The organism is Paenibacillus naphthalenovorans, assembly GCF_900099895.1.
GTDB classification, from domain to species: Bacteria; Bacillota; Bacilli; order Paenibacillales; family NBRC-103111; genus Paenibacillus_G; species Paenibacillus_G naphthalenovorans.
On the sequence record NZ_FNDY01000033.1, the window covers coordinates 19,930 to 46,767 of the forward strand.

The 26,838-nt window shown below is 50.0% G+C and carries 23 protein-coding genes, 1 tRNA gene and 1 other RNA gene; 20 read left to right on the top strand and 5 right to left on the bottom strand.

The features are described from left to right. The first annotated feature begins 84 nt into the window (after positions 1-84). From BLT35_RS21705 to BLT35_RS21740, 8 genes are all read left to right on the top strand, one after another. Positions 85-1,824: a tetratricopeptide repeat protein gene (locus BLT35_RS21705; protein ID WP_062410066.1), complete on the top strand. Its 1,740-nt coding sequence runs from the start codon at positions 85-87 to the stop codon at positions 1,822-1,824. Between the two features lie 88 nt (positions 1,825-1,912). Then, the gene (trxB, locus tag BLT35_RS21710; protein ID WP_054819198.1) at positions 1,913-2,860 is read left to right on the top strand and encodes a thioredoxin-disulfide reductase; all 948 of its coding nucleotides are present in this window, start codon (positions 1,913-1,915) and stop codon (positions 2,858-2,860) included. 163 nt (positions 2,861-3,023) lie between these two features. Next, positions 3,024-3,974: an ROK family glucokinase gene (locus tag BLT35_RS21715; protein WP_074729716.1), complete on the top strand. Its 951-nt coding sequence runs from the start codon at positions 3,024-3,026 to the stop codon at positions 3,972-3,974. A gap of 54 nt (positions 3,975-4,028) precedes the next feature. Further along, on the top strand, positions 4,029-4,928 hold the full coding sequence (rapZ, locus tag BLT35_RS21720; protein WP_074729717.1) for an RNase adapter RapZ: 900 nt from the start codon (positions 4,029-4,031) through the stop codon (positions 4,926-4,928). Continuing rightward, the gene (locus BLT35_RS21725; RefSeq protein ID WP_054819200.1) at positions 4,925-5,914 is read left to right on the top strand and encodes a gluconeogenesis factor YvcK family protein; all 990 of its coding nucleotides are present in this window, start codon (positions 4,925-4,927) and stop codon (positions 5,912-5,914) included. The genes rapZ and BLT35_RS21725 overlap by 4 nt, the downstream gene beginning before the upstream one ends. Positions 5,915-5,919: 5 nt before the next feature. Then, positions 5,920-6,849, top strand: a complete 930-nt coding sequence (gene whiA / locus BLT35_RS21730; protein ID WP_074729718.1) for a DNA-binding protein WhiA — start codon at positions 5,920-5,922, stop codon at positions 6,847-6,849. Positions 6,850-7,096: 247 nt separating this feature from the next. Then, positions 7,097-7,366 (top strand): HPr family phosphocarrier protein, encoded by a 270-nt coding sequence (locus tag BLT35_RS21735; protein ID WP_054819201.1) that lies wholly within the window; start codon positions 7,097-7,099, stop codon positions 7,364-7,366. Positions 7,367-7,822: 456 nt separating this feature from the next. Further along, positions 7,823-9,598, top strand: coding sequence for a stalk domain-containing protein (locus BLT35_RS21740; protein ID WP_062410061.1), 1,776 nt, complete (start codon positions 7,823-7,825; stop codon positions 9,596-9,598). A gap of 157 nt (positions 9,599-9,755) precedes the next feature. Here BLT35_RS21740 and clpP read toward each other — a convergent pair whose 3' ends face one another. Together clpP and BLT35_RS21750 are read right to left on the bottom strand one after the other, a co-directional pair. Then, entirely contained in the window at positions 9,756-10,337 is a 582-nt protein-coding gene (gene clpP / locus BLT35_RS21745) for an ATP-dependent Clp endopeptidase proteolytic subunit ClpP (protein ID WP_062410060.1), read from the bottom strand. 162 nt (positions 10,338-10,499) lie between these two features. After that, positions 10,500-10,571: transfer RNA gene (locus BLT35_RS21750), tRNA-Arg, on the bottom strand. A gap of 270 nt (positions 10,572-10,841) precedes the next feature. On the opposite strand from BLT35_RS21750, the gene BLT35_RS21755 reads away from it, so the two are divergent. The 11 genes from BLT35_RS21755 to ssrA all read left to right on the top strand — a co-directional run bounded on the left by BLT35_RS21755 (position 10,842) and on the right by ssrA (position 23,157). Further along, entirely contained in the window at positions 10,842-11,870 is a 1,029-nt protein-coding gene (locus BLT35_RS21755; protein ID WP_054819206.1) for a sugar-binding transcriptional regulator, read from the top strand. 85 nt (positions 11,871-11,955) lie between these two features. Next, positions 11,956-12,960 carry a type I glyceraldehyde-3-phosphate dehydrogenase gene (gap, locus tag BLT35_RS21760; RefSeq protein ID WP_062410059.1) on the top strand — a complete coding sequence of 335 codons (1,005 nt, stop codon included), beginning with the start codon at positions 11,956-11,958 and terminating at the stop codon, positions 12,958-12,960. A gap of 251 nt (positions 12,961-13,211) precedes the next feature. Further along, the gene (locus BLT35_RS21765) at positions 13,212-14,393 is read left to right on the top strand and encodes a phosphoglycerate kinase (protein ID WP_074729719.1); all 1,182 of its coding nucleotides are present in this window, start codon (positions 13,212-13,214) and stop codon (positions 14,391-14,393) included. A gap of 14 nt (positions 14,394-14,407) precedes the next feature. After that, positions 14,408-15,160, top strand: a complete 753-nt coding sequence (gene tpiA / locus BLT35_RS21770) for a triose-phosphate isomerase (protein WP_074729720.1) — start codon at positions 14,408-14,410, stop codon at positions 15,158-15,160. A 1-nt stretch (position 15,161) separates the two neighbouring features. Beyond that, positions 15,162-16,715, top strand: coding sequence for a 2,3-bisphosphoglycerate-independent phosphoglycerate mutase (gene gpmI / locus BLT35_RS21775; RefSeq protein WP_062410056.1), 1,554 nt, complete (start codon positions 15,162-15,164; stop codon positions 16,713-16,715). A gap of 35 nt (positions 16,716-16,750) precedes the next feature. Next, on the top strand, positions 16,751-18,043 hold the full coding sequence (gene eno / locus BLT35_RS21780; protein WP_074729721.1) for a phosphopyruvate hydratase: 1,293 nt from the start codon (positions 16,751-16,753) through the stop codon (positions 18,041-18,043). 122 nt (positions 18,044-18,165) lie between these two features. Further along, positions 18,166-18,882, top strand: coding sequence for a M50 family metallopeptidase (locus tag BLT35_RS21785; protein WP_054819204.1), 717 nt, complete (start codon positions 18,166-18,168; stop codon positions 18,880-18,882). 123 nt (positions 18,883-19,005) lie between these two features. Further along, positions 19,006-19,242 carry a preprotein translocase subunit SecG gene (gene secG / locus BLT35_RS21790; protein WP_054819205.1) on the top strand — a complete coding sequence of 79 codons (237 nt, stop codon included), beginning with the start codon at positions 19,006-19,008 and terminating at the stop codon, positions 19,240-19,242. 378 nt (positions 19,243-19,620) lie between these two features. Further along, positions 19,621-22,026 (top strand): ribonuclease R, encoded by a 2,406-nt coding sequence (gene rnr, locus BLT35_RS21795; RefSeq protein ID WP_074729722.1) that lies wholly within the window; start codon positions 19,621-19,623, stop codon positions 22,024-22,026. Between the two features lie 86 nt (positions 22,027-22,112). Next, the gene (gene smpB / locus BLT35_RS21800) at positions 22,113-22,592 is read left to right on the top strand and encodes an SsrA-binding protein SmpB (RefSeq protein WP_074729728.1); all 480 of its coding nucleotides are present in this window, start codon (positions 22,113-22,115) and stop codon (positions 22,590-22,592) included. 201 nt (positions 22,593-22,793) lie between these two features. Next, positions 22,794-23,157: a transfer-messenger RNA gene (gene ssrA / locus BLT35_RS21805) on the top strand. On the opposite strand, the gene BLT35_RS27165 is transcribed toward ssrA, so the two are convergent. The 3 genes from BLT35_RS27165 to BLT35_RS21835 all read right to left on the bottom strand — a co-directional run bounded on the left by BLT35_RS27165 (position 23,118) and on the right by BLT35_RS21835 (position 26,110). After that, complete coding sequence (locus tag BLT35_RS27165; RefSeq protein ID WP_175472030.1) at positions 23,118-24,656, bottom strand: recombinase family protein; 1,539 nt, start codon at positions 24,654-24,656, stop codon at positions 23,118-23,120. The genes ssrA and BLT35_RS27165 overlap by 40 nt on opposite strands. A gap of 82 nt (positions 24,657-24,738) precedes the next feature. Continuing rightward, the gene (locus BLT35_RS21830) at positions 24,739-25,764 is read right to left on the bottom strand and encodes an ImmA/IrrE family metallo-endopeptidase (protein ID WP_074729724.1); all 1,026 of its coding nucleotides are present in this window, start codon (positions 25,762-25,764) and stop codon (positions 24,739-24,741) included. Continuing rightward, positions 25,757-26,110 (bottom strand): helix-turn-helix domain-containing protein, encoded by a 354-nt coding sequence (locus tag BLT35_RS21835; RefSeq protein WP_074729725.1) that lies wholly within the window; start codon positions 26,108-26,110, stop codon positions 25,757-25,759. The genes BLT35_RS21830 and BLT35_RS21835 overlap by 8 nt, the downstream gene beginning before the upstream one ends. A gap of 92 nt (positions 26,111-26,202) precedes the next feature. Here BLT35_RS21835 and BLT35_RS21840 point away from each other — a divergent pair, with 92 nt between their 5' ends. Further along, a complete protein-coding gene (locus tag BLT35_RS21840) occupies positions 26,203-26,424 on the top strand; it encodes a helix-turn-helix transcriptional regulator (protein ID WP_074729726.1) in 222 nt (73 codons plus the stop codon). Positions 26,425-26,838 lie beyond the last annotated feature (414 nt).

A 26,838-nucleotide genomic window follows, 5' to 3' on the forward strand; every position in this document is an offset into this window, starting at 1 on the left:
GCGATTTAGAGAGCACTTTGGGAATGAATATTCAGGAAGGGTTTCTCATGAATTCCGGTCGGGTTACGGAGGTGCCTTATTACTATGGGGAAGAAAAAACGTGCGACGCCCAAGCACAGCAATATCGTACCGATGAAAATGGATGCCACGTTCTTTTTCGAAAAAGCCGTTCAGTCCTTGGACCGTTATCATTATGATAAGGCATTGAAGTATTTTCGTCGCGCGGCCGAATATGAACCGGAAAACCCGGTGAATCATTGCAATCTGGCCGGGCTTCTGTCCGAGATGGGAAATTATGAGGAATCCAACCGCATTTTGCAGCATGTGCTTGATCGGATCGACCCTACGATGACGGAATGCTATTTTTATATGGCGAACAATTTTGCCAATATGGAGAATTACGAGCTGGCCGAAGAAGCGATTATCCATTACCTGGAGAATGACCCCAACGGACAGTTTCTGGAAGAATCCGAAGAAATGATGGAGCTGCTCAGCTACGAGCTCGACCGTCCCACCAAGCTGACGACGATCAAGAGCCGGGAAGGGCTGTTCGAGCACGACCGGGCGCGTTCGATGCTGGAGGAGGGCCGTTTTTCGGAAGCGGTGCGGGTGCTGGAGAAAATTATCCGCAAGCATCCCGACTTCATAGCTGCGCGCAATAACCTTGCGTTGGCCTATTATTACATGGGACACTTTGAAAAATCGGTTGATATGATTCGTCAAGTGCTGGAGCTGGAGCCGGGCAATTTGCATGCGTTGTGCAATCTGGCGATTTTTTACCAGCATTTCGGTGATAAGGCGGGTCTGGCCGGGCTGCTTGAAGTGCTGCGCAAAACGTATCCTTTCCATCAGGATCATGCGTTTAAGCTGGCGACCACTATGGGGATTTTGAACGAGCATGAGAAGGCTTATTTGCTGTTCAAGCGTCTGTTGAAAACCGGCGAAACGGGTCCGGATCCTTGCTTGTGTCACTATACCGCCGTAGCCGCATACAATACGGGCCGCTATGAGGAAGCTGAGCGCTGGTGGCGGCAGGCGGCGAAGTTCGACCCCGGTTCGGAAATTCCCAGGTTCTATCTTAATTTGCTCAATAAGAATTGGGACGAAGCGGTGAAGCCGCCTGTCAGCTATCATTATCATATGCCGTTTGAGGAGCAGTTTCGGGGAATCGAGCGTACGGAGAACGGCTTGCCGGATCACCTGAAGCGCGATCCGTTGGTGCGTTCGTCCTTTTTCTGGGCGTTGCGGCATGGAGATGCGCATACGAAGCTGCAGGTCATTCAAGCGTTCGGCTTGATCGCCGATGACGAGGTGAAGGATGCGCTGCTTGAATTTATCGGACAACCGGGCGAGGATGACTATCTGAAGAAGGTGGCTATCTTCGTTCTTCGCAGTATCGGCGTGAAAGAACCGCTGACGGCCGTGCTGGAGGGGAATCAGACAACGGTGGCCCCGTCGCCTTTTGCTCCGGGGCTTCCGATATGGGATCCCAAATGGCAGCTGGTGATGGAGACGGCGATGCGGTATATGTTCCGCCGCTACGATATGGTGCAGCAGTACGATTTACAAACGCTTTGGGTAGAATACTTATCAAGAGTATTTCCGAACGTGCCCAAAATCACGAAAGTGGAGGGCTGGGCAGCCGCCCTGGAATACCTGACGGCAAAGATGCACCGACGCCCTGTCAGCTATCAGGAAACCGCGGATCGCTACGGCGTATCGGTAGCTACCGTCAGCAGGAACGCCAAGCTGATTGATGAAGCCTGCGGATTGAAAGAAAAGATGGACGCCATCTTTGATAAATTTGCAAGCTTGGAGTCTTAACCTTAATATGAAGGTATAGAAAAAATACGCTGACAACCGGCCGTAAGGAAGCGGCTTTAAGAGTTGCAGTCGATTGGGAGGAAACCATATGTACAAGTCAATCGTTATCGGAACCGGACCTGCCGGGTTAACGGCAGCTATCTACTTGGCACGCGCCAACCTGAACCCGCTTGTTATCGAAGGTCCGGAGCCGGGCGGCCAGTTGACCACCACAACGGATGTGGAAAACTTTCCGGGGTTTCCTGAAGGCATCATGGGGCCGGAATTGATGTCGAATATGCGTAAACAAGCCGAACGCTTCGGCGCTGAATTTAAAACCGGCTGGGTCAATAAGGTGGATCTCTCCGAGCGTCCGTTCAAGCTCAACGTAGAAGGTCTTGGAGACATTGTCGCGGAATCGCTGATTATCTCTACAGGCGCATCGGCCAAGCTGCTCGGCATTAAGAACGAGAAGGAAAGCATCGGCCGCGGCGTCAGTACCTGTGCAACCTGCGACGGCTTTTTCTTCCGCGGCAAAAAGATTATCGTGGTCGGCGGCGGCGACTCGGCGATGGAGGAAGCGAACTTCCTGACACGTTTTGCAACGGAAGTACGCATCGTCCACCGCAGAAACGAGCTGAGGGCTTCCAAAATCATGCAGGATCGCGCGCGCGAGAATGAAAAGATTGTTTGGAGCTTAAACCGTACGCCGCTGGAGATTATATCCGGGGATAAAGGCGTTACCGGTCTAAAAGTGAAAAACAACGAAACCGGCGAAGAAGAATTGATCGAAGCGGACGGCATCTTCGTAGCGATCGGCCATAAGCCGAATACGGATTTCCTCGGCGGACAAATCGAAACCGACGAGCTGGGCTACATTATCACGAAGCCGGGTTCATCCTTGACCAATGTGGAAGGCGTATTCGCCTGCGGCGACGTACAGGATAGCAAGTATCGCCAAGCGATTACGGCTGCCGGCAGCGGTTGTATGGCTGCGCTGGATTGCGAAAAATTTCTTGAAGGGCATATGGTACACGATTGGAGCCAGTCTCTTTAATCGATTGAACGTGGAACTTTCGTTCCGCGTTTTTTCTTTAGCCTTCGCTTGACCTCTTGTAGACGTTGGCTTATAGTTGGAACAAGAGAGAGTGCATATGAGCCGGGTCTCCAAAGGTCTTGGACAACATAGATTGGCAATTTTTATGAGGTGATTAAGAAGCATGGAACAACAAGTATACGTCGGAGTCGATTTGGGAGGTACCTCCATTAAGGTGGGCTTATGTAATGAGCAGGGCAAGCTGCTGCTCACAGACGAAGGGCCGACCGGTACCGAGCACGGCGCCGACGTGGTGTTGGAAAATATCGCGCAGTACGTACGCAAACTGGTGGCGGAGTCCGATTATACATGGGATCAGGTTGCAGGGATCGGAGCGGGAATCGCCGGATTCATGGATATTTCCGAAGGCTTCGTTAAGCTGTCTCCCAACCTGGGCTGGCGCAATGTGCCGGTGAAGAAAATTCTTGAAGAAAAGCTTGGAAAATCGGTGAAAATCGATAATGACGCCAATGTGGCGGCCCTTGGCGAAGCGTGGGCGGGTGCAGGCGCAGGTATCCCGAACATCGTTTGCTATACGCTTGGCACCGGTGTCGGTGGCGGGATCATTATCCGCGGCCGAATTTACCAAGGCTTTTCCGGTATGGCCGGCGAACTGGGGCATATGGCGATTGTTCCCGACCTTGAGGCTATCGATTGCGGCTGCGGCAAAAAGGGCTGTCTGGAAACCGTCTCATCCGCAACGGGCATTATTCGAATGGCGAAGGAAGCGGTGGAACGCGGCGAGAGTACCTCTTTGGCACTTGTAGAAAACATCATGGCTAAAGATGTGTTCGACGCAGCCAAAACCGGCGACGAAACGGCGCTTCGTATTATCAACCGCGCTGCCTTGTACCTCGGCAAATCGATGGCTACCGTTTCCGTTATCTTAAATCCTCAGCGATTTATCGTCGGCGGAGGCGTATCCAAGGCGGGCGATATCCTGTTCGACGCGATCCGTAAACACTACAGAGAGCATACTCAGGTAACCGCGCAGGAAGGCGTGGACATCGTCCCGGCTGTTCTAGGCAACGATGCCGGAGTCGTTGGCGCTGCCGGCCTTAATCTGCGGGGATAAACCCGGATCGAGCCGTCCTGCGGCTTCTCCGGGCAGTGGAAGGAGAAGAACCCCATGGAAGAAATGCAAACTCTCGGCAAGCTGGTGATCATTACGGGGATGTCCGGAGCCGGCAAAACCATTGCGGTGCAAAGCTTGGAGGACCTGGGTTTTTTCTGCGTGGATAACCTCCCTCCGGTCTTGATTCCTAAATTTGCCGAGCTTATTGAGCAATCCAAAGGTCGAATCGGTAAAGTAGCACTTGTGATCGATCTCCGCGGCCGTGAGTTTTTCACTTCGCTGTCGGAGTCGCTTCGGTTCATTAACGAGAATTATACTTTAACTCATGAAATATTGTTCCTCGATGCAACGGATTCGGTTCTGGTGCAGCGTTATAAGGAAAGCCGGCGCAAGCATCCTCTGGCTCCGACAGGAGCGCCGCTGGAAGGCATTCAGCAGGAAAGGAAGCTGCTTGAGGAGCTAAAGGGTCTGGCTACTCAGGTGATCGATACCAGCAATTTGAAGCCAACCCAGCTCAAAGAAAAGATCGTTTCCCGTTTCACCAACCTAGAGGTAGGCAGCATATCTATAAATGTAATCTCATTTGGCTTTAAATACGGAATTCCGATTGATGCCGATTTGATTTTTGACGTTCGCTTTTTGCCCAACCCGCATTATGTGGAGCATTTACGTCCGAACACCGGGCAGGATACGGAAGTGTACGATTATGTCATGAAATGGACGGAGACGCAGGAGTTTTTGGCGAAGCTCCTCGATATGCTGCATTTCCTCATTCCCCAGTACAAGAAGGAAGGCAAGAGCCAAGTCGTCATCGGTATCGGCTGTACCGGAGGTAAGCACCGCTCGGTTGCGATTGCGGAATATCTAGGTAAAATGATGGGCAATAGCGAAACGGAAGTGATCAGAGTCACTCACCGGGATTCGGAACGCGATCGGGTTGAGGTGAAGAAATGACGCTTGTCCATGAGAGGGGAAAAATCAGGCCGCGGATTGTTGTCATCGGAGGGGGAACGGGTCTGTCGGTCATGCTTCGCGGACTTAAACAGAAGCCCATGGATATTACAGCTATCGTCACGGTGGCCGACGACGGAGGGAGCTCAGGCATTTTACGCTCCGAGCTTGAAATTATTCCGCCGGGCGATATCCGCAACGTATTAACCGCGTTGTCGGATGTGGAGCCGCTGCTGGGCCAACTGCTCGAATATCGTTTTGATAAAGGGAATGGTTTGGCTGGACACAGTTTGGGTAACCTAATGTTAGCGGCGATGCGAGATATTACCGGTGATTTCGTTACCGGGGTGCGGGAGCTGAGCCGTGTTCTGGCTGTTCGCGGCCGCGTGCTTCCGGCTTCGGATCAGTCGATTGTACTTATCGCGGAGATGGAGGACGGCACCGTTGTGAAGGGGGAATCCAAGATTCCCCAGGCAGGCGGTGTCATCCGCCGCGTATCGATCGAACCGGCTGATGCTTGTGCTCTGCCGGAAGCGTTGGAGGCTTTGCGGCAGGCGGATGCTATACTGGTTGGTCCGGGGAGTCTTTACACCAGCATTTTGCCGAACTTGCTGGTACCCGAGATCGCGGAGACGATTGTGTCGTCCCAAGCGTTGAAAATGTTTATTTGCAACGTAATGACCCAGCCTGGAGAGACCGACGATTATAAAGTGAGCGACCATTTGAAAGCGGTTCGAGATCATGTCGGGCACGATTTGTTCGATTATGTCATTGTGAATAATGAAGAGATTCCCGAGAAGGTTCAAAACCGGTATGCCGAAAAAGGCGCAAAGGTCGTTCAACTGGATTTGGATGAAGTGACGAAGCAAGGCTACAAGGTCATTGCCGACCGCCTCGTCTTGTTCCGAACTTATTTACGTCACGATGCGGAAAAGCTAAGTCAGCACATTTATCAACTGGTGGAGAGCTGGATGTTCAAGAAGAGGTGATTACCATGTCCTTCGCCGCCCAAACGAAAAAAGAACTTACCTTGATGGAGTCGGAGCAATGCTGCGAGAAAGCGGAGCTATCGTCCCTCCTTCGTATGAATGGGGCCGTTCAGGTTTCCAGTCAGAAGATTGTACTGGATGTCTCGACGGAGAATGCCGCCATCGCAAGGCGGATTTATACGCTTCTCAAAAAGACGTTTCAGGTGCATACGGAGCTTTTGGTCCGCAAAAAAATGCGGCTGAAGAAGAACAACGTATATATTGTGCGTGTTCCCAATCAGGTGCAGGAGATTTTAAAGGAGCTGCGGATTGTTTCCGAGGGATTTCTGTTCACACCGGGCATAGAGCAGGATATTATTAAGAAAAGCTGCTGCAAAAGGGCATATCTGCGAGGGGCTTTCCTGGCGGGAGGCTCGGTCAACAACCCGGAGGGCTCTTCTTATCATTTGGAAATTTATTCGATGTACGAAGAGCACTGTCAGGCTTTGTGCCAATTGGCCAATGATTTTGACCTGAATGCCCGCTGTATCGAACGCAAAAAAGGATTTGTCCTCTACATCAAGGAAGGCGAGAAAATCATCGAGTTTCTCAGTTTAATCGGTGCGCACCAGGCTTTGCTCCGTTTTGAAGACGTCCGGATCATGAAGGACATGCGCAACTCGGTAAACCGGCTGGTCAATTGCGAAACGGCGAATTTGAACAAAACGATCGGTGCGGCGGTGCGCCAAATCGATAATATTCGCCTTCTGCAAAAAGAAGTCGGTCTTAATAATCTGCCGGAGAAGCTCCGGGAAGTTGCGGAAATCCGTTTGAAGCATCCGGATATGAATTTGAAGGAAGTCGGGGATCTGCTGAAGGGTCAAGTCAGCAAATCCGGAGTCAATCACCGTTTAAGAAAAATCGATGAACTGGCGGAAAAGCTCAGGAAATCGTGAGAAATTCGTCTAAATGTAGATTTTTTGTGTAAATTATCAATAATTCTAGTGTAAACTAATGAAAAATGATATAATAACTGAAAAATCGCTTTTTAACGAATGCAGAACGGTTACCGTTTTGGCAAGGTTTCCGCTCTGAATCGTTTTGGGATACCATCCTTCTTTATAGGACGGTGAAATTTAATTACTCTTAGGGCGTTCAGCCCTTCATCCTTTGGGAATTAAGATTGTAGGGGGTATTGGTTGCATGTCGAGACGCCCAGTAGTCGTCAAATTAAAAACAGGCCTTCATGCCAGACCGGCAGCACTTTTCGTGCAGGAAGCGAATAAGTTTTCTTCGGAAATTTTTGTGGAGAAAGACGAGAAGAAAGTCAATGCCAAGAGCATTATGGGCATTATGAGCCTTGCCATTAGTACGGGGACCGAAGTCCACATAAGTGCGGAAGGTTCGGACGCAGAACAGGCTGTAAACGCTTTAGTCGCATTGGTGAGCAAAGAGGAATTGGAGAACCAATAAGATCTGCAAGCTTCCGATAAGGAAGCTTTTTCTTTTGCGGGCTTCCTTATTTTACCTGGGGTGGACAAGCAGAAATTCATCAGAAAAAAGCGCAACCTTTTTTCGGGCCGTGCGTCTATATAGACGTGCTATAACCGGAAAAGGTTTTTTGTTGTTTCTGAAAACATCCGCATAAACAAGCCTTATGAGGGCTCGGCTTTCCGGCGGTTTCGGAAACAGCATCTCGCCTGTGAAGCGGGGAGTTGTGCCACCCTGCCGTTCCGGCTTTAAGAAAAGACTTCGATGAGAAGTATTTCTTAAGAATAATAAAGAAAGTATAAATTTGCAGCGTAGTTAAACACTTTCTTTATTGCAAGAAACCCTGCCCTTGAATCACGGTCGCTCATTAAGGGACGACCTAGTTCGTTAGTGGTTTTCTTACGGCACCAAAAGAGCTGCACAAAGAGGAGTAGAAGGATGAAACGAATAAGGAAAGAATTGGCCTTGTTGCTAATCATGTCGATGCTGCTGTCGTTTGTAGCGGTCCCTATGGCTTCTGCTGCGGAACAAGAAGCGCCGATATCTTCCGGGACGACTTATGTATTACTCTACCTGAACAAGAAGGAAGCTTTCCTGAACGGGGAGCAGGTTACGCTGGAGGCTCCGGCGACCATCATCAAGGACAAGACATTCGTTCCCGCCAAGTTTTTGGGCGATGCTTTCGGGATGAGAGTGGAATGGATTGCATCCAAACGGCAAATTGAAATGGATACGCCGGGTTACAATATCATGCTCGACATTGATAACAAATCCGTGTGGATTAACGGATACTGGCAGCATTTTGACGATGTGGCTGCGATTGTGAACGGTAAGCTGATGATCAAGCTGACTTGGCTAGCCGACTACATGGGGGCGAGATATACATACAATGATGAGCTGAAACGGGTCGATGTACTCTACACGAAGCCTCCGCGGGGAATTTACAATCCGGATACAAGCAATTCAAACCCCGTTGCCAAGTTTACGTTTGCCAAGCCGACCTACAAGATCGGTGAACCGGTCAAATTTGTGGACCTGAGTTACGACCCGGATGCGGAAGGTCTTCCAAAGTACGAGTGGCAGGGCAGGGAAGAGGCCTATTTCGCTCCCGGCACTTATCCGATTACGCTGACGGTATGGGATCGTAACGGCAACAAGAGCGAGCCCTATACCCGCAACCTTGTGATTACGAATGAAACCTATCTGAACAAAGTGGAATATCCGATCTACACGAAGCCGGTGGGCAGTTACATTAAGACCGATTGGGGCACACTGTGGAATAATTTCTGGGAACTTCCCCAACTGCCGAAGCAGGTGACGGAGGACCGCTCCCGCAAGCTGCTTGTCAGCGACAGCCCGGAGACCTTCACCGAACAAGGAATTTTGTATCAGGATGATGTTGAAGGCAAAGGACGTCTGTACGCGGATCATATTAACGGAACGAAAGAAAAAATGACGCTGGCGATTCTGGCAACCAACCTGACTGATAAACCGGTAACGGTCAAAACGACGAATAAAGGCGAGGTATGGCCTTCCGTTTATGCGAATTTGATCGGCAGCGAGGCAACCGTCGATTTCCTGATCGGCGATCCGATTAACGAGACGATGACGATTCCGCCTCAAAAAACATTTGTATATAAGCAATTTCCGGATTTTTATCCCGATCAAGGGGTGAATTTGTTCTACGATGTGGAAACAAGCGGAAAGGTGCAGTTTACATTCGTGACCGCTCCGGAAATTACACAAAATGCATTGCAGCTTCCGAAGCTTGCGTATAACGGTCATGTCCGCGGCACATTCCCGGTTTCCGAACTGATCTGGAACATTGATGCCAGCTCATTTACTACGCCGTCACGATTGGTTATCGGGGATGGGAAGACGGATCCGTTCCAGCCCGGATATGATCCGCAGCGTGGACAAGAAGTGCGCAACGACGGCAACTATGGGGTAGTGTACAAAATTCACGCGGATAAACCGCGGAAGATGGCGGTCATGATTCTTCCTAGAGGAGGGGTGTTTAAGGGGCCGATCAAAATCAACGGTGAAATCCGTATGGTTCCTTACTCCGGTGTGATGACCGCATTCGACGGTATGCAGATTTTGGCGAAAACTACGGGCAAGGAAGAGTCGTTGGATATTGAATTCAGCCCTCCGGCCGGGTCTGCGCTTCCATTCGACCTGATCTTCTACCCGCTCGATGATCGGGCGCAATAATCGTTCGCAACAAGACCTTTTTCTCCCGCTTTCAGAAAGCGGTGGGGAAAGGTCTTTTTTTGCTGAGAATCAAAAGCTGGTTTAAAGGACTGAAAGCCAATAAAAAAGCCCTGATTCGGCTTATTCGCCGTTCAGGACTTTTTTCATTGCGACGGTGTTACACGCGCTCGATCACTTTATCGATCAAGCCATACGATACCGCTTCCGCCGCCGACATGAAGTTATCGCGGTCCGTATCTTTTTCGATACGCTCGACGGATTGACCGGTACGCTCTGCCAAAATGGTATTCAGCTTGTCGCGCATTTTCAGAATACGTCTTGCACGGATCTCGATATCGCTGGCTTGCCCTTCGGCGCCGCCAAGCGGCTGGTGAATCATGACTTCGCTGTTTGGCAGGGCGAACCGTTTGCCTTTGGCGCCTGCCGCGAGCAGGAATGCTCCCATCGATGCAGCCAAACCTACGCAAATCGTAGATACGTCCGGCTTGATGAACTGCATCGTGTCGTAAATCGCCATTCCCGATGTGATGGAGCCTCCCGGGCTGTTAATATACAGATGGATATCTTTGTCCGGATCGCTTGCTGTCAAGAACAACAGCTGGGCGATAATCGAATTGGCTACAACATCGTTGATCGGACTACCGAGAAAAATAATGCGGTCCTTAAGCAGACGGGAGTAAATATCGTAGGCGCGTTCCCCTCTTGCGTCAGGTTCGACAACCATAGGAATAAAACTCATGAGCTGCAGCCTCCTTATATTTAAACTATAACCATCATAACGGAAAATCAAACAAAGGTCAAGAAAGGTCAAACAAAGAAAATAAAAAAACTCCTGATGGAGTATTTCGAAAGATGCCAAAACATTATGGCAGCCGTTATTCTGTAAACCAAAAAACAGCAACGCGCCCGCAAGGAATCGAACCTTGATCTCAGGCTCCGGAGGCCTACGTCATATCCATTGGACCACGGGCGCATATACAATTAGGATGTTGTCTCAAGGTGACAGCAAAAGTTATTATAATCTATCGTGCTGATAAATGCAACTCCATAAATCAAAAAGTTTTGAATGAATAGGCTGCAGGCCAATGGGAAAAAATTCGAATGGGAGCCTCTTGAAGCAAGGAACATATTGAAGTATAATAAGTTCAGCTAAGTGAGAGTGCTTAGTTCTTTTTTTGGAAGATGTGGGACTAAAAATGCAGTACCGGGACAAAAAACGTCCATATATGAGCGGAGTGAATCCATGAGAGAGATCCTTTCTATTCAACAGCAGCTTCTCCCTGATTTGGTGGATACCTTGAAGAAGCGGTATACCATACTTCACTATATCCTGGTTTCCGGAATGGTGGGCCGCAGGACGCTGGCACTGTCATTGAACATGACGGAGCGGGTGCTTCGCGGGGAAGTGGATTTCCTCAAAGAGCAGGGGCTGATCGATGTGGAGGCCTCCGGGATGCGCATCAGTGCAGCCGGAAGAGAACTGCTTGAGAAAATCGAACCGCTGGTGAAGGATTTGTTCGGACTTACCGATTTGGAGGAACGCATACGCTCGCATTATGGCTTGAGGCAGGTCGTTATTGTACCGGGGGATTCGGACGTATCTCCTCACACGAAGAAGGAACTGGGGCGCGCCGGCGCTTCTGTACTCCGCAAGCTGGTCAGGGAGGACGAAGTCATTGCCGTGACCGGAGGGTCCACGCTGGCTGAAGTCGCGTACCATTTGACGGCTGCAAATCCAATGAAGGGATGCTGGTTCGTTCCTGCCCGGGGCGGATTAGGGGAAAGCGTGGAGCTTCAGGCGAATACGATTGCTTCCACGATGGCCAAGAAGGCCGGAGCCCGTTATCGGCTGCTGCACGTGCCGGATCATCTGGGCGAGGAAGCTTATCAATCGCTGATGCAGGATGATCACATCTCCGAAATTGTTCAATTTATCCGCAAGGCGCGGATGGTCATGCACGGCATAGGAGACGCTATGGTCATGGCCAGACGCCGCAAGGTGGATAGTGAAACGACAGAGAGCCTGCAGCGTGACGGAGCGCTTGCCGAAGCGTTCGGGTATTATTTTGACAGGGAAGGACGCATCCTTCACAAAATGCCGACCATCGGGCTCCGTATGGAAGATATTCAGCGTATGGATACGGTGATCGGGATCGCCGGCGGCAAAAGCAAAGGTGAAGCGATTGTCTCGGTGCTGAAGCACGGGCACGAAGATGTGCTTATCACCGATGAAGCGGCGGCGCAATACATTGTACAACGACTGACATCTTGATAGGCTCCGGCCTGTCTTGACATATGTTGCAGCGGCCTGCGGCCGTTAGACGACACATCATAACCATTTTTAGGAGGCAATTACTATGGTAAAAGTAGGAATTAACGGTTTTGGACGTATCGGCCGTAACGTATTTCGTGCGGCTCTTAACAATCCGGAGGTTGAAATCGTAGCGATCAACGATCTGACAGACGTACACACATTGGCGCACCTGCTTAAATATGATACAACGCACGGTAAACTGGATGCTACGGTTGAATCTACGGAAGGCGCATTGATCGTCAACGGCAAATCGATCAAAGTGTTTGCCGAGCGTAATCCTGAGAACCTGCCTTGGGGAGCTAACGGCGTGGAAATCGTCGTAGAATCCACAGGGATCTTCACCGCGAAAGAAAAAGCGGAGCTTCACTTGAAAGGCGGCGCCAAGAAAGTCATCATCTCTGCGCCGGCTACCAACGAAGACATCACCATCGTTATGGGCGTTAACGAAGACAAGTATGATCCATCCGCCCATACGATCATCTCCAACGCATCCTGCACAACGAACTGTTTGGCTCCGTTTGCGAAAGTTCTCAATGACAAGTTCGGTATCGTAAAAGGGATGATGACGACCGTTCACTCCTACACAAACGACCAGCAAGTGCTTGACCTGCCGCATAAGGACCTCCGCCGCGCACGTGCCGCTGCCGAGAACATCATTCCGTCCACGACGGGTGCAGCGAAAGCCGTTTCCCTGGTTCTGCCGGAGTTGAAAGGCAAGCTGAACGGTATGGCTATGCGCGTGCCTACACCTAACGTTTCCGTAACGGACCTGGTGGTTGAATTGAGCAAAAACGTAACGGTCGACGAAGTGAACGCTGCGTTGAGAGAGGCTGCCGAAGGTCCGCTGAAAGGGATCCTGAACTACTCCGAAGAGCCGCTTGTATCCAGCGACTATAACGGCGATCCTGCTTCCTCCACGATCGACGCTCTGTCCACGATGGTGGTCGGCGACAACATGGTTAAAGTCGTATCCTGGTATGACAACGAGTGGGGTTACTCCAATCGTGTTGTAGATTTGGCAAACTTTATCGCGAAAAAAGGTCTGTAATGTTAAAATTGTGGTAATGCTCTGATCATCTTTTTAAAAGAAACTCGCCATCGTGGGCTGTAGGGTGTGCCCGCAGCGTTAGCCAAACATTCGTTTCCGCAAGGCAGCAGGAATCCGTGAAACGAAGATGCAGGCTGACGCTCTGCGGCACTCCCGACTATGACGGGACGGGCTGTTCTTTACAGATGAGGAGACATTCCCACATTTTTTATGTGCGGGCAGGATAAAACCGGTTGGAGGGCATGAATAGGATGAGTAAAAAAAGCATTCGAGACGTAGAAGTAAGCGGTAAAAGAGTGTTTGTCCGGGTTGATTTCAATGTGCCGCTCGAAAACGGTAAAATTACAGATGACACGCGGATCCGTGAGACGCTGCCGACGATCCGGTATTTGACGGAACGCGGAGCGAAGGTAATCCTCGCCAGCCACATGGGCCGTCCGAAAGGCCAAGTTGTGGAAGAGCTGCGTTTAACCCCTGCGGCGGAGCGTCTGTCCGAGCTTCTCGGCAAGCCGGTCGCCAAAGCGAATGAAGCGATCGGAGATGCGGTGAAGGCGCAGGTTGCAAAGCTGAAGGACGGTGACGTGCTCCTGCTGGAGAACGTGCGGTTCTATCCCGGGGAAGAGAAGAACGATCCGGAGCTGGCTAAAGCTTTTGCCGAGCTCGCCGATCTGTACGTAAACGATGCCTTTGGCGCCGCGCACCGCGCGCATGCGTCTACGGAAGGGATTGCACACCATTTGCCGGCGGTATCCGGCCTCCTGATGGAAAAAGAGCTGGAAGTACTCGGCAAAGCGCTCAACCATCCGGATCGTCCTTTCACGGCGATTGTGGGCGGAGCGAAGGTGAAGGACAAAATCGCCGTGATTGAAAAGCTTATCGAAATCGCGGATAACATTATCATCGGCGGAGGCTTGTCCTATACGTTCTTCAAGGCCAAAGGCTATGAGATCGGCAAATCGCTTGTGGATAACGACCGTCTGGAGCTGGTTCTGGAGTTTGAGCGTAAAGCAAAGGAGAAAGGTGTCAACTTCCTTTTGCCTGTGGACGTCGTGGTAGGAGACGCATTCAGCGCGGATGCGAATACCAAGGTCGTTCCGGTTGACGCGATCCCGGCAGATTGGGAAGCCTTCGACATCGGACCGAAAACACGCGAATTATATGCCCGGACCATCGCCGAATCCAAGCTGATCGTATGGAACGGACCGATGGGCGTATTCGAACTGGAGCCTTACAAGAACGGAACCAAAGCCGTGGCGGAGGCTTGCGCCACGACATCCGGTTATACGGTTATTGGCGGCGGCGATTCTGCGGCTGCGGTAGAGAAGTTCCAGCTCGGAGATAAGATGGACCACATCTCCACGGGCGGCGGTGCTTCTTTGGAATTTATGGAAGGCAAGGCGCTTCCGGGCGTGGTCGCCTTGAACGATAAGTAAGGAGGCAGTCAAACATGCGTAAACCGATTATTGCGGGCAACTGGAAAATGTTCAAAACGGTGCGGGAGGCTGTAGCTTTTGTAAATGATGTCAAAGGCAAGGCTGAGGCCGACGGGGTTGAAAGCGTCATTTGCGCGCCTTTTACGAATCTGCCTGCATTGGTGGAAGCGGTAAAAGGAACCTCGCTGAAGGTGGGCGCCCAGAACCTGCATTTTGAAGACAGCGGTGCTTACACAGGCGAAATCAGCGGCGTCATGCTGAAGGATCTCGGTGTGGATTACGTCATCATCGGTCACTCCGAACGCCGTGCTTATTTTGCGGAGACGGATGAAACAGTGAACAAAAAAGTGCATGCCGCGTTCAAGCACGGCTTGACGCCGATCGTCTGCGTGGGCGAGAAGCTGGAGGAAAGGGAAGCGGGTCAAACCAAATCCGTGTGCAAAGTGCAGACAGAGGCGGCTTTCGCCGGTCTTAGCGCTGAGCAAGCGGCGCAAGTGGTTGTCGCTTATGAGCCCATCTGGGCGATTGGAACGGGCAAGTCTTCCACCGCTGCCGACGCGGAAGACGTGATCGGCTATATCCGCGAGCTGATCTCCAACTTATACGGACAAGAGACGGCGGCAGCCGTACGGATTCAGTACGGCGGCAGCGTGAAACCGAACAACATTGCCGAATACATGCAGCAGCCTAACATCGACGGTGCCTTGGTGGGCGGTGCGAGCCTGGAGCCGGCATCTTACATCGCGCTGGTTGAGGGGGCTAAGTAAGATGGCCAGACCCAAACCGGTAGCCCTTATTATCCTGGACGGCTTTGGACTGCGCGGCGAAGTCCAGGGAAATGCCGTTGCTCAAGCCAAAAAACCGAATTATGACCGGTACTGGAACCAGTTTCCGCATACGACGCTTACCGCTTGCGGGGAAGCCGTAGGTCTTCCGGAGGGCCAGATGGGCAACTCCGAAGTAGGCCATTTGAACATCGGCGCCGGCCGGATTGTGTATCAGGATTTAACTCGGATTTCCAAATCGATTCGGGAAGGCGAATTTTTCGAGAATGAAACCATCCTTGGCGCGATCAACCATGCACGGAACAAAGGGAAAAAGCTTCATCTGTACGGCCTGTTGTCCGACGGCGGGGTACATAGCCATATCGAGCATCTGTTTGCCCTGCTGGAAGTATGCAAAAAGGAAAAATTCGAGGACGTATACATTCATGCGTTCCTGGACGGCCGCGACGTAGCTCCGGACAGCGCTGTGAAGTATATGGAACAGCTGCAAAACAAAATTGCCGAGCTCGGCGTAGGACGAATCGCTACGGTACAGGGCCGGTACTACGCGATGGACCGCGACAAGCGATGGGAGCGTACGGAGAAGTCTTACCGTGCGATGGTGTACGGCGAGGGGCCGACTTTTGAGGACCCGATGGCCGCGATCAAGGATTCTTATAACCGTTCGGTGTTCGATGAGTTCGTTATGCCGACGGTCATCGTAAAGCCCGACGGTACGCCTGTCGGTTTGGTTGAATCGGAAGATTCGGTCATCTTTTTCAACTTCCGGCCTGACCGCGCCATTCAGCTGTCCCAGGTCTTTACCAACAGCGATTTTCGCGGCTTTGACCGGGGGGAGAAGGCTCCCAAGGATTTATATTATGTCTGCTTGACCTTATTCAGCGAAACCGTTGGCGGTTATGTGGCTTATAAGCCGAAGAACTTGGATAACACGCTTGGTGAAGTGCTGGTGCAAAACGGTCTGAAGCAGCTTCGCATCGCCGAGACGGAGAAGTATCCGCATGTTACGTTCTTCTTCAGCGGCGGCCGGGATGTCGAACTGCCGGGCGAGACACGGATTTTGATCAACTCGCCTAAAGTAGCCACGTATGACTTGAAGCCCGAGATGAGCGCTTATGAGGTTGCGGCGGCGGCCGTTGCGGAAATCGAAGCCGAAAGACAAGATGTCATTATCTTAAACTTTGCAAATCCGGATATGGTCGGCCATTCCGGTCTGCTTGAGCCTACGATCAAGGCGGTCGAAGCCACCGATGATTGCCTGGGTCAAGTGGTCGAAGCCGTTCTGGCTAAAGGCGGCGTTGCCTTGATAACGGCTGACCACGGCAATGCGGATATCGTGACCAATCCGGACGGATCGCGCAATACCGCGCATACGACCAATCCTGTACCTTTCATTATTACCGACAGTCGTGTTACACTAAGAAACGATGGCATTCTGGCGGATATCGCCCCGACGGTGCTGGACCTGCTCGGTGTAGCCCAGCCGGAGGAAATGACCGGAAAGTCGCTTTTGGCAGCAAGTGTTAAACATAACTGACATTTGATTAAAAAAGACAAGGAGTGTATCTAGCAATGACTGTAATCTCCAATGTGTACGCCCGTGAGGTGCTTGATTCCCGCGGCAATCCGACCGTTGAGGTGGAAGTATTCCTGGAATCCGGAGCGCGCGGCCGCGCTATCGTTCCATCCGGTGCATCGACAGGCGCTTATGAAGCGGTAGAGCTTCGTGACGGGGACAAATCCCGCTACCTTGGTAAAGGCGTGCTCAAAGCCGTGGAGAATGTGAACGACATCATCGCACCGGAAATCATCGGCATGAATGCACTCGATCAAGTGGGTATCGACAAGCGCATGATCGGGCTTGACGGTACGCCGAATAAAAGCAAGCTCGGCGCGAATGCGATCCTCGCCGTTTCCATGGCAGTTGCCCGCGCAGCGGCGGAAGCGCTCGACGTTCCGCTGTATGTATACCTTGGCGGCTTTAATGCCAAAACCTTGCCGGTTCCGATGATGAACATCATTAACGGCGGTGCGCATGCGGATAACAACGTGGACGTACAGGAGTTCATGATCTTGCCGGTGGGCGCTCCGTCCTTCAAAGAAGCGCTGCGTACGGGTGCGGAAATTTTCCACAGCCTCAAAGCGGTCCTGAAGGACAAGGGCCTGAACACTGCCGTAGGCGACGAAGGCGGCTTCGCTCCTAACCTTGGCTCCAATGAAGAAGCGATTCAAACGATCATTGCCGCGATTGAGCGTGCGGGCTATAAGCCGGGCGTGGATGTGTTCCTGGGCATGGACGTTGCTTCTACGGAGTTCTTCAAAGACGGCAAATACCACCTCGAGGGTGAAGGCAAATCGTTCACTTCTGCGGAATTCGTAGATTTCCTTGCTTCTTGGGTTGAGAAATACCCGATCATTACGATCGAAGACGGCTGCTCCGAAGATGACTGGGAAGGCTGGAAACTGCTGACCGATAAGCTGGGCAGCAAAGTACAGCTGGTGGGCGACGACCTGTTCGTGACAAACACGAACCGTCTTTCCCAAGGCATTGAGCAGAACATCGGCAACTCGATCCTGATCAAGGTCAACCAAATCGGTTCCTTGACCGAGACGTTCGATGCGATTGAAATGGCGAAGCGTGCAGGCTACACAGCTGTCATCTCTCACCGTTCCGGCGAGAGCGAAGACAGCACGATTGCGGACATCGCGGTAGCTACCAACGCCGGCCAAATCAAAACGGGAGCGCCTTCCCGTACGGACCGCGTAGCGAAGTATAATCAATTGCTCCGCATCGAGGATCAACTGTCCGATGTAGCTCAATACGCAGGCAAATCGGCCTTTTACAACCTGAAAAGCTTTAAGTAATCTGTTCTAAATCATTTTATAGCTGCCAGACCGGCTTTGAACTTTTTCGTTCCCGGCTTATCCCGCGATGGATCATCGGGAACGAAAAAGCTTCAGCCTGACGCAGACCCGGAGGGGATCCAATGAGTAATCTGATAAAGACCGTATTGTTCTTGATGGCATCGGCTTTTCTTACGCATTTGATTCCCTTCAATCATTTTTTCCGCAGCTTAAATACGATGATTCACGAATTCGCCCATGCGATCATGACGCTTGCGCTTTCGGGCCATGTGATGTTCATTGAGCTGTATGCTAACCATAGCGGAGTCACCTATTCGCAAATATCCAGCGGCTGGAGCCTGATTCCGATTTCATTGGCCGGGTACACTTTTGCATCGCTTTTCGCCTGGTTCATGTTTTATGCCAGGGCGAAGGGCAAAGAGCGTTTGGGCTTGCAGACGATTACATTGGTGGCTATTCTTTCGCTGGTCCTGTTTGTCCGCAATGAATATGGAATCATGTGGCTGATCGGCTTCGTGCTGCTGAATATCGTCATGCTTGCTTTTGTGCCCCGGTTGCTGCGGGACGGATATTATCTTCTCCTGTCATTCCTGATGCTGGAGGAAGCCGTATTCGGGTCGTTCTCTTTGGTTCTGTATGCCATGCAGGATCCGGCTGCTGCTGGGGATGCAACGAACTTGGCTCAGGCTACCCTCATACCGGCTCTCGGTTGGGCTATTTTCTTTACCGTGTTTTCTCTATGGTGCGCGTCCCGGTCGCTCCGCTTATTCTTTGGCGGCCGTAAACCGAGGAAGAGCCGGGATCATACCCGCGCATTTCAACCGCGTTATGAAGAATGACCGGCGGCTTAAGAATCCCTGATGAATCATTTCGATTTGTCAGCGGTTTTTTTATGTGATATAATATGGTTGCTGTCTATTTTTCGGACAAGATCGGTGTGATCCCGCAGGAGGTGGAATTTCATGGAAGTTGCATTGAAAATTATACTGGTAATTGCTTCGCTTGGCTTAATTGCGGCGGTTCTGCTGCAGCCGGGCAAAAGTGCGGGTTTATCCGGTGCCATCTCCGGGGGGGCGGAACACCTGTTCGGTAAGCAAAAGGCACGCGGCTTGGAGCTTTTTTTATCCCGTCTTACGATGGTGCTCGCAGTAGTGTTCTTTGTTTTGTCTGTGATTGTGGCTTATTTCGTAAGAGCCTAATCTAATAAATATATGGCAGCAGGGGAAAGTTACTCCTGCTGTTTTTTGTTTCTTAAGCAGGGAGTATGCGTCGGGTTGCCGGGTGTTTCTGCCATTTCCTTGGGCGGGCTATGAATTGGAGTGCACTTGGCTATACTAGGAGTATAATCTATGAAGCTTATTTATAGAAACAGCTTGTACATATACAAAACTGAATTGGTCAAGCGGCGGTATGATTAGGCGGCTCAGTGGGCCTATTCAGCCGCGCGGACGGGCTACGATGTTGTTTTTAATGAAGCCGGAGGGAGAGGGGACAAGGAAACAGACGGAGACCTGTCAATTGACATAGTTTATTGTACAAAGAGATGAAGTTAAGAACACAAAAGGCAGGTGAGAATCATGATAACCAAAGAAGATTTACTTGATTTTATGAAGGAAACGGCTTATAAACCGATGACGTATAACGAGTTGGAGCAGCATTTTCCGCTCGAGAGCGCGCAGGATTTCAGAGAATTTCTGAAGCTGCTCAATCAGCTTGAGAATGAGGGCTTGATTCTTCGTACCCGCAACGACCGCTATGGTGTACCGGAACGGATGAACTTGCTGCGGGGCAGACTTCAAGCGCATGCCAAAGGGTTTGGCTTTCTCATTCCGGATGACCGCGATCACCCGGATGTATATATCCATGCAAACGATATGGGTACGGCCATGAATGGAGACATCGTACTCGTGCGTATCAACTCCAAAAGTTCTCACGGCGGAAGGATGGAAGGAGAAGTCGTACGTGTCGTTACCCGCGGCAATACGCAAATCGTGGGACTTTTTCAAGCGCATGAAGAGTATGCTTTTGTCATTCCCGATGATAAGCGGGTCGTGCGCGATATCTTTATACCGAAGGAAGCGTTCGGCGGAGCGATGGACGGCCATAAGGTCGTCGTCAAGATCGTCTCTTACCCTGAAGGCCGCGCGGCTGCACAAGGCGAAGTCATTGAAATTTTGGGTCATAAGAATGATCCTGGCGTCGATATTTTATCCATTATCCGCAAGCACGGTTTGCCTGAGGCATTTCCCGATGAAGTGATGGAGGAGGCTGCAGCAGCTCCGGCTGTTATTTCTGAAGAAGAGCTGAAGGGGCAAGGCAGGCGGGATTTGCGAGGCAAACGGATCGTCACGATCGACGGTGAGGATGCCAAGGATTTGGACGATGCAGTGAATGTGGAACGGCTGCCGAACGGTAACTATTTATTGGGTGTTCACATTGCCGATGTCAGCTATTATGTAAAAGAAGGCTCCGCACTGGATCATGAAGCGTACAACCGCGGCTGCAGTGTGTATTTGGTCGATCGGGTGATTCCGATGCTGCCGCACCGTTTATCTAACGGGATATGCTCGCTAAACCCGCAGGTGGATCGTCTGACGATGTCCTGTGAGATTGAATTTGATGCGAATGCCAATGTGGTGCGCCACGATATTTTTACAAGTGTGATTAGAACCAGCGAGCGGATGACCTACACAAACGTGCGCAAGCTGTTGACCGAGGAAGAGCCGGATGCCGAGCTTGTGGAGAAATACGGTTATCTGATGGATGATTTCCGCTTAATGGAAGAGCTGGCCATGAAGCTGCGCTCCAAACGGATGCAGCGGGGCGCCATCGATTTTGACTTCCAGGAATCTAAAATTTTGGTGGATGAGAACGGAAAGCCGACGGATATCGTCAAAAGGGACCGGACCATCGCCGAAATGATCATAGAAGAGTTTATGCTGGCGGCAAATGAAACGGTTGCAGAGCATTTTCACTGGCTGAAGGTGCCGTTCTTGTACCGGATTCACGAGGACCCGGATGGGGAGAAGCTGCAGCATTTTATGGAGTTTATTACGAACTTCGGATATGTGGTGCGGGGGAAGGGTAATACGGTTCATCCCCGGGCGCTGCAGACGCTGCTTGAAGAGATTAAAGGGACTAAGGAAGAAACGGTCATTAGTACCGTTATGCTGCGTTCCATGAAGCAGGCAAAATATGATTCCCAGAGCTTGGGGCACTACGGATTGGCTGCGGAGTTCTATACGCACTTCACTTCGCCGATTCGCCGGTATCCGGATTTGGTCATTCACCGCGTGATTCGCGAAGTGCTCGAGAACGGCACATTAAGCGCGGCCAGGCACGAATATCTTGCCTCTCGAATGGACGATATCGCGAAGCAATCGTCGGAGCGGGAGAGAATGGCGGTGGATGCGGAGCGGGAGACCGAAGCGCTGAAGAAAGCCGAATTTATGCTCGACAAGGTCGGTGAAGAATTCGACGGCATCATCAGCAGCGTGACGAGCTTCGGCATGTTCGTGGAGCTGGACAATACGGTGGAAGGACTCATCCGTCTGTCTGATCTCACGGACGATTATTACCATTATTATGAGGCGCAGCACGCATTGATCGGAGAGCGGACCTCGAGAATCTATCGCTTGGGCGATGAAGTGAAGGTACGCGTGGCGCGGGTGAACAAGGATGAGCACACCATCGACTTTGAAATGGTGGATATGAAGCCCCGGCCGCAGAAGGTGAGTCTGGTGGACGTGCTGAACAACGTCCGCAAGAACGGCAAGCGGAAGGGCCGCGGGGGCCGGGAAGCCGGAAAGCCGGCCGCCAGCGGCAGTCGTACCGGACGCAGTAAACAAGGCTCTGGCGGCAGCAGCCGCAGCGCGCGGGGCAAAGGCCCGGGTGCGGCGAAGACCCGTGCGCTGGAGTCGGTTAAAAGCGGCTCGGGTACGGGCACAGCCAAAAAGAAGCGCAAAAAAACCGTTAAGCGGTAACCTCTTGATTTCCCGGGATGGAGTTGGTACAATGGACTCCATCCCTCTGTTTGGAAATCATGCAGGAAGGAGCGGCAGCGGAGAATATGAGCAAGAAAAGCGAAAACAAGGTTCTGGCGCAAAACAAGAAGGCTTCTCATGATTATTTTATTGAAGATACCTATGAGTGCGGTTTGGTCCTGACGGGAACGGAGATCAAATCGCTGCGCCAGGGCCGGGCCAATATCGGCGATGCGTTTGCAACGATCCGCAACGGCGAAGCATTCGTGCATAACATGCACATCAGTCCGTTCGAGCAAGGTAACCGTCATAATCCTGGCGACCCGACACGCGCCCGCAAGCTCCTCCTCAGGAAAGCCGAGATCAACAAGCTGTTCGGTCTGGCCAAGCAGGAAGGGTATACACTGGTGCCGTTGAAGGTTTACGTTCGAAACGGTTTTGCCAAACTGCTGCTCGGACTCGGTAAAGGGAAAAAGCAGTACGATAAACGTGACACTGCAGCCAAACGCGATGCTCAGCGAGACATCCAGCGTGCGCTGCGCGAGAAGCAAAAAATTGCCAGATAATACGGCAAACACCGCTATTCTGTCAAGGATATGGCGATGCTTCCATGAGTTCAAAGGTTCTTTTTGCTTCATGAATGTGGTATAATAAAAGCGCACCAGGGAAGTGCACAGCATCATCAGCAAGACCAGCAGAAATGTCGTCATGGTAGATAAGTTTTATTTCATAACCTTACCGGGCCCGTCTACAGGGCCTGCCTATGCGGGGACGTTCTTGGATTCGACGGGGATAGTTCGAGCATGGGTTGCGGGTAGCGGGGACGCGTCCGCTTCATCAACGCTAAAGCCAATTAAATGGCAAACAACAACAATCTTACGCTTTAGCAGCTTAATAACCTGCTAGCGTGCTCCTACTCTGCATCGCCCATGTGCCGGGATAGGGGCTCAACCTTAGTGGGATACGCTGTCTAGTCTCCGCCTGCGGCTAGCTGAAGAAGACAATCAGGCTGACCTGAAGAGGAGCCGGTTACGGGGCGCCTCTAGGGTGACATCAAAACTGTGACTACACCCGTAGAAGCCTGTGTGGCGTTATCTTCGGACAGGGGTTCGACTCCCCTCGTCTCCATTGCTGAAAACCCTGTACGTGATTTCCGCATCGTAATGGTTGATATCGGTGGACGGTTGTATCACTACACGGTCAACGTATTCTTGAAGCACCTGTTTTTTGTCCTCTTCCTCACCGGACAGAAGCAGGTGTTTCTTGTCGTTTATGACCCGAAAAATAAGAGATTCGTCCAGGGCGTTCGTCTTCTGAATCATTTCGGCACGCTGAAGCTCATACTCCAAAACTTCTTTCCGCTGCTCGGCTTGCTTGATGTTGTCAATAACACTTTTAACTCCGTTCCCAAGCGCCTCAACCCAGTTTTTAATTTTACCTTCCAGTTCGGATAGTTCGTCCCTTATTGGCTCAATATCGCTGACGTATTGCTGTTGCTCCTGCTTGTACAACTCCTGTACCCTCACTGTGATCTGTGCAACACCCGCGTCAGAGAAACAGCGCTCTGCCAGTTGTTCAATGGTGATATGTTCGATATCCTCTTTACGCACACTGGTATTTCCACATTTGGACTGGCACTTATAGTATGTGAGGAGAGTTCTTTCAGCACTTTTGGGATTTCGATAAGAATTGCCGGCATAAAGAGATCCACATTTGCCGCAAACAATTTTGCCCGTTAGTAAATAGTTCACTTTGGCTTTCATCCTTCCTCCAGTTCTTTTTCTATCACTCATTTTTTTGTTGACTCTTTCCCACAATTCGGGATCAATAATCGCAGGTATAACGCCTGGTATGAATATTTGTTTCTCCTGTGGCTTTTTGTTATTTGTATTGCGCCGGCCTTCTTCGTCTTTGGGGCTCGATACGTCCCAAGTATAGTCCCCTTTGTATTTTCGATTAGAGGCCCATTCCCCGAAGCTGTTCTTAGTAAATTTGCGTCCTTCTTGGGTGCGGAACCCTTTTTCGTTGAGTGTTTCAGCAATTTTTTCTAAAGGTACGTCCTTATCGATTCCTTCGAAATATATCTGTACGGCCTTATAACGTCGCTCGTCTATTTCTAGCTTCCGTGTTTCTGGGTTCACTTTCAAACCGTATGGAGGTCGGCCTCCGGTGTGAATTCCTTGCATAGCATTCTCAAGCAGACCCTTACGGGCTTCACGGGCAAGGTTTAGGGAATAGTACTCTGCCATTCCCTCGAGGACTGATTCGAGAACAACGGACTCCGGGGAATTGTCCAATTGTTCTAGAACACTTTCGACTCGGACGCCGTTCTTTTTGAGGATACGCTTATAGTGTGCGGAGTCGTATCGGTTTCGAGCAAAGCGATCAAGTTTATGCACGACGACTACATCGAATAACCGTTTAGCCGAATCTGCGATCATACGTTGGAAATTCGGGCGCCGGTCTGTGGTAGCTGTCTTTTCTTCATCCGGGTAACTATTCACCAGAACGTACCCTTTGCGCAAGCAGTATTCTTCAATGGCACGGAGTTGGGCTGTTATGGATTCTTCTCGTTGATTGTCGGAACTATAACGGGGATATGCAACTGCTCTAATAAGATTTTTACTCACATTTAATCACCACCAGAAACGTGTGTTCGTTTTGTTTATCCGGCCAAAAACAAGAGACAAATGATTGCACTCCAGTTATGTATTAAAATGGGAGGTCTATAGATAGTCTAATTTCCTGCTTGACTTCATTCCAAGGTTTCAGCAGTCCTTGTTTCAGATAAGTGGTAGGATGTCCACACTGAATGCAATAACGAGCATTTCCTTCTGCGATGGCCCCGCATTCCCAAATAATGCTTTCACCATAATTATCATACTCAACATTGGTGCATTTGTTTAATAGGCCGACGCCACATATTTTGCAGAAATTACCTGTTATTTGTTCGTTTTCGCATTGGGGGCAAGTAATTGGCAGGTGATCTTCATTGAGAATGTATCCATCATAAATCATCCAATTTACACCTCTTCTTTTTAGGAGTCTTTTATTACAACAAACAGGACAAAATTTCCCGGTTGGAGATATGAAATAATGATTACAGTTTGTGCATTGACGTTCGTTATTCTTTTCATAAATATAACGTGAGAATAGTTGAGCTATATCGTCTAATGGGTTAAAGTTTCTCCCCAATTCTAATCCTTTATTAAAAAATTTAAGGATATTAATCGCAGCTGCCATCGAAATATTACACCATTCACTTATATCACGGGCATCAAACTTTTTTAACCCATGTAAAACATAAGGAGGGGCCAAAAGTGTACGAGCGAAACAGTTTGCTTCTTTTTCGAATGCGTCATACTCGGATTTGGTAAGAGAGCTTCTCGCAATAATTGATCTGTTAGTTTTTTCGTTATGTTTTAAAGCATAGTGGCCAAGTTCATGAGCAATTGTCCACCTAATATGACCGGGATTGCTTATAGTATCGTTATATAAAATCATGTATTTTTTCATTTCAGGTATGTACCAACAGCAACCGCTGTCACTATCAGTGTGAGTAATTACTTCATCAATATCTATGTCGTGTTTATTTGCGTACCAACTATATGATGCAATTCTCAAATCCGGGAAAGCTTTAAAGTATATTTCTAATGGCACGGGTAGTGAACTAATATTAAAATTATATAGAAAATTGCGTGCTGCTTTTTCGGCAGCAAAATAATTCGGTTTAATCATCCTCTGAGAAGGCCTCCTCAAAGGCAGCTCTAATCATATTGAGCATTTTTCTACGATCATTTGGAGACATGTTTTTTGCGGCTCTTTGAATTGCTCTTACTTCAGGTGGAGATGGATCTGTCGGAATTAATTCCAAGGGCGATGGGTCTTCAGTTCTCCCAAGCAAATAATCGGTCGTCGTGTTTAAAATAGCTGCAATCTTGGATATCGTTTCTCCGGGAGGGGATGCAACCCCTCTTTCGTAATTTGAAAAGTTAGCTCGATTCATTCCTAACTTTTCTGCCATTTGATCCTGTGTTAAGCCTTTCTTCATACGAAGTGCTTTGATTCTATTACCGATCGACATAGAGATCTCTCCTAAAAAAAGAAAATTATATTTACTATTGACGTAATTATCAGATACGTTTATAATCACAGTAAGAAAGGTGGTGGAAAAAGATGCCGAAACAATCTTGTGGCGTAAGATTACGATTCAAGCAACTCAGAAGGATGCGCGGAACTCAAGAACAAGTTGGCCGAGATAACGGGGTTACTGGTACAACCATCCGTTATATTGAGAACGGCCAAATCGTGCCTAGTGGAAAATTAATGTTAAGGCTAGCTAAGTACTTTGGTGAACCAGTTGAGGAATTGTTTCCTGATGTTTCTTCATCGTCTTGACAGAAACAATATTTACGTTTTTATTATACAACGTAAATATTATTCACGCAATACCTCATATTAAATTTTAAGAGGTTTATTTTTCCATGCACTAAAAGAAAATAAAATTTACTTCTGATGAAAATTTAATATGCGTAGAAAGGTTGTTTTACTTATGACCACAACAATTAATGTTTCCATTAAAACAATACCCCACCCTAATCCACAAAAACTTGTGGACATGTGGGCAAGTATGGTGCTAAAGGAAATTCAAAAACAGCAAAGTTAAGTGCAACGAATCAGCTAACAACGACGACTCTACATAACGTACGGAGGTTCCTTGAAAACTGAATCTGATTAATGGGGAAGGAGGAAGTGGAATGCAATTAATCACTATCAATGGGGTCAGGGGTTATATTGACGAGAATGGAACAG

What these genes read in the sequence shown, in the direction of transcription:
- tpiA (WP_074729720.1), top strand. Translation starts at nt 14,408, where the DNA reads ATGCGTAAACCGATTATTGCGGGCAACTGGAAAATGTTCAAAACGGTG.
- rapZ (WP_074729717.1), top strand. Translation starts at nt 4,029, where the DNA reads ATGGAAGAAATGCAAACTCTCGGCAAGCTGGTGATCATTACGGGGATG.
- BLT35_RS21785 (WP_054819204.1), top strand. Translation starts at nt 18,166, where the DNA reads ATGAGTAATCTGATAAAGACCGTATTGTTCTTGATGGCATCGGCTTTT.
- BLT35_RS21705 (WP_062410066.1), top strand. Translation starts at nt 85, where the DNA reads ATGGGGAAGAAAAAACGTGCGACGCCCAAGCACAGCAATATCGTACCG.
- clpP (WP_062410060.1), bottom strand. Translation starts at nt 10,337, where the DNA reads ATGAGTTTTATTCCTATGGTTGTCGAACCTGACGCAAGAGGGGAACGC.
- rnr (WP_074729722.1), top strand. Translation starts at nt 19,621, where the DNA reads ATGATAACCAAAGAAGATTTACTTGATTTTATGAAGGAAACGGCTTAT.
- eno (WP_074729721.1), top strand. Translation starts at nt 16,751, where the DNA reads ATGACTGTAATCTCCAATGTGTACGCCCGTGAGGTGCTTGATTCCCGC.
- BLT35_RS21835 (WP_074729725.1), bottom strand. Translation starts at nt 26,110, where the DNA reads ATGTCGATCGGTAATAGAATCAAAGCACTTCGTATGAAGAAAGGCTTA.
- secG (WP_054819205.1), top strand. Translation starts at nt 19,006, where the DNA reads ATGGAAGTTGCATTGAAAATTATACTGGTAATTGCTTCGCTTGGCTTA.
- BLT35_RS21830 (WP_074729724.1), bottom strand. Translation starts at nt 25,764, where the DNA reads ATGATTAAACCGAATTATTTTGCTGCCGAAAAAGCAGCACGCAATTTT.
- BLT35_RS21840 (WP_074729726.1), top strand. Translation starts at nt 26,203, where the DNA reads ATGCCGAAACAATCTTGTGGCGTAAGATTACGATTCAAGCAACTCAGA.
- BLT35_RS21740 (WP_062410061.1), top strand. Translation starts at nt 7,823, where the DNA reads ATGAAACGAATAAGGAAAGAATTGGCCTTGTTGCTAATCATGTCGATG.
- BLT35_RS21725 (WP_054819200.1), top strand. Translation starts at nt 4,925, where the DNA reads ATGACGCTTGTCCATGAGAGGGGAAAAATCAGGCCGCGGATTGTTGTC.
- gpmI (WP_062410056.1), top strand. Translation starts at nt 15,162, where the DNA reads ATGGCCAGACCCAAACCGGTAGCCCTTATTATCCTGGACGGCTTTGGA.
- BLT35_RS21755 (WP_054819206.1), top strand. Translation starts at nt 10,842, where the DNA reads ATGAGAGAGATCCTTTCTATTCAACAGCAGCTTCTCCCTGATTTGGTG.
- BLT35_RS21735 (WP_054819201.1), top strand. Translation starts at nt 7,097, where the DNA reads ATGTCGAGACGCCCAGTAGTCGTCAAATTAAAAACAGGCCTTCATGCC.
- smpB (WP_074729728.1), top strand. Translation starts at nt 22,113, where the DNA reads ATGAGCAAGAAAAGCGAAAACAAGGTTCTGGCGCAAAACAAGAAGGCT.
- gap (WP_062410059.1), top strand. Translation starts at nt 11,956, where the DNA reads ATGGTAAAAGTAGGAATTAACGGTTTTGGACGTATCGGCCGTAACGTA.
- trxB (WP_054819198.1), top strand. Translation starts at nt 1,913, where the DNA reads ATGTACAAGTCAATCGTTATCGGAACCGGACCTGCCGGGTTAACGGCA.
- BLT35_RS21765 (WP_074729719.1), top strand. Translation starts at nt 13,212, where the DNA reads ATGAGTAAAAAAAGCATTCGAGACGTAGAAGTAAGCGGTAAAAGAGTG.
- BLT35_RS21715 (WP_074729716.1), top strand. Translation starts at nt 3,024, where the DNA reads ATGGAACAACAAGTATACGTCGGAGTCGATTTGGGAGGTACCTCCATT.
- whiA (WP_074729718.1), top strand. Translation starts at nt 5,920, where the DNA reads ATGTCCTTCGCCGCCCAAACGAAAAAAGAACTTACCTTGATGGAGTCG.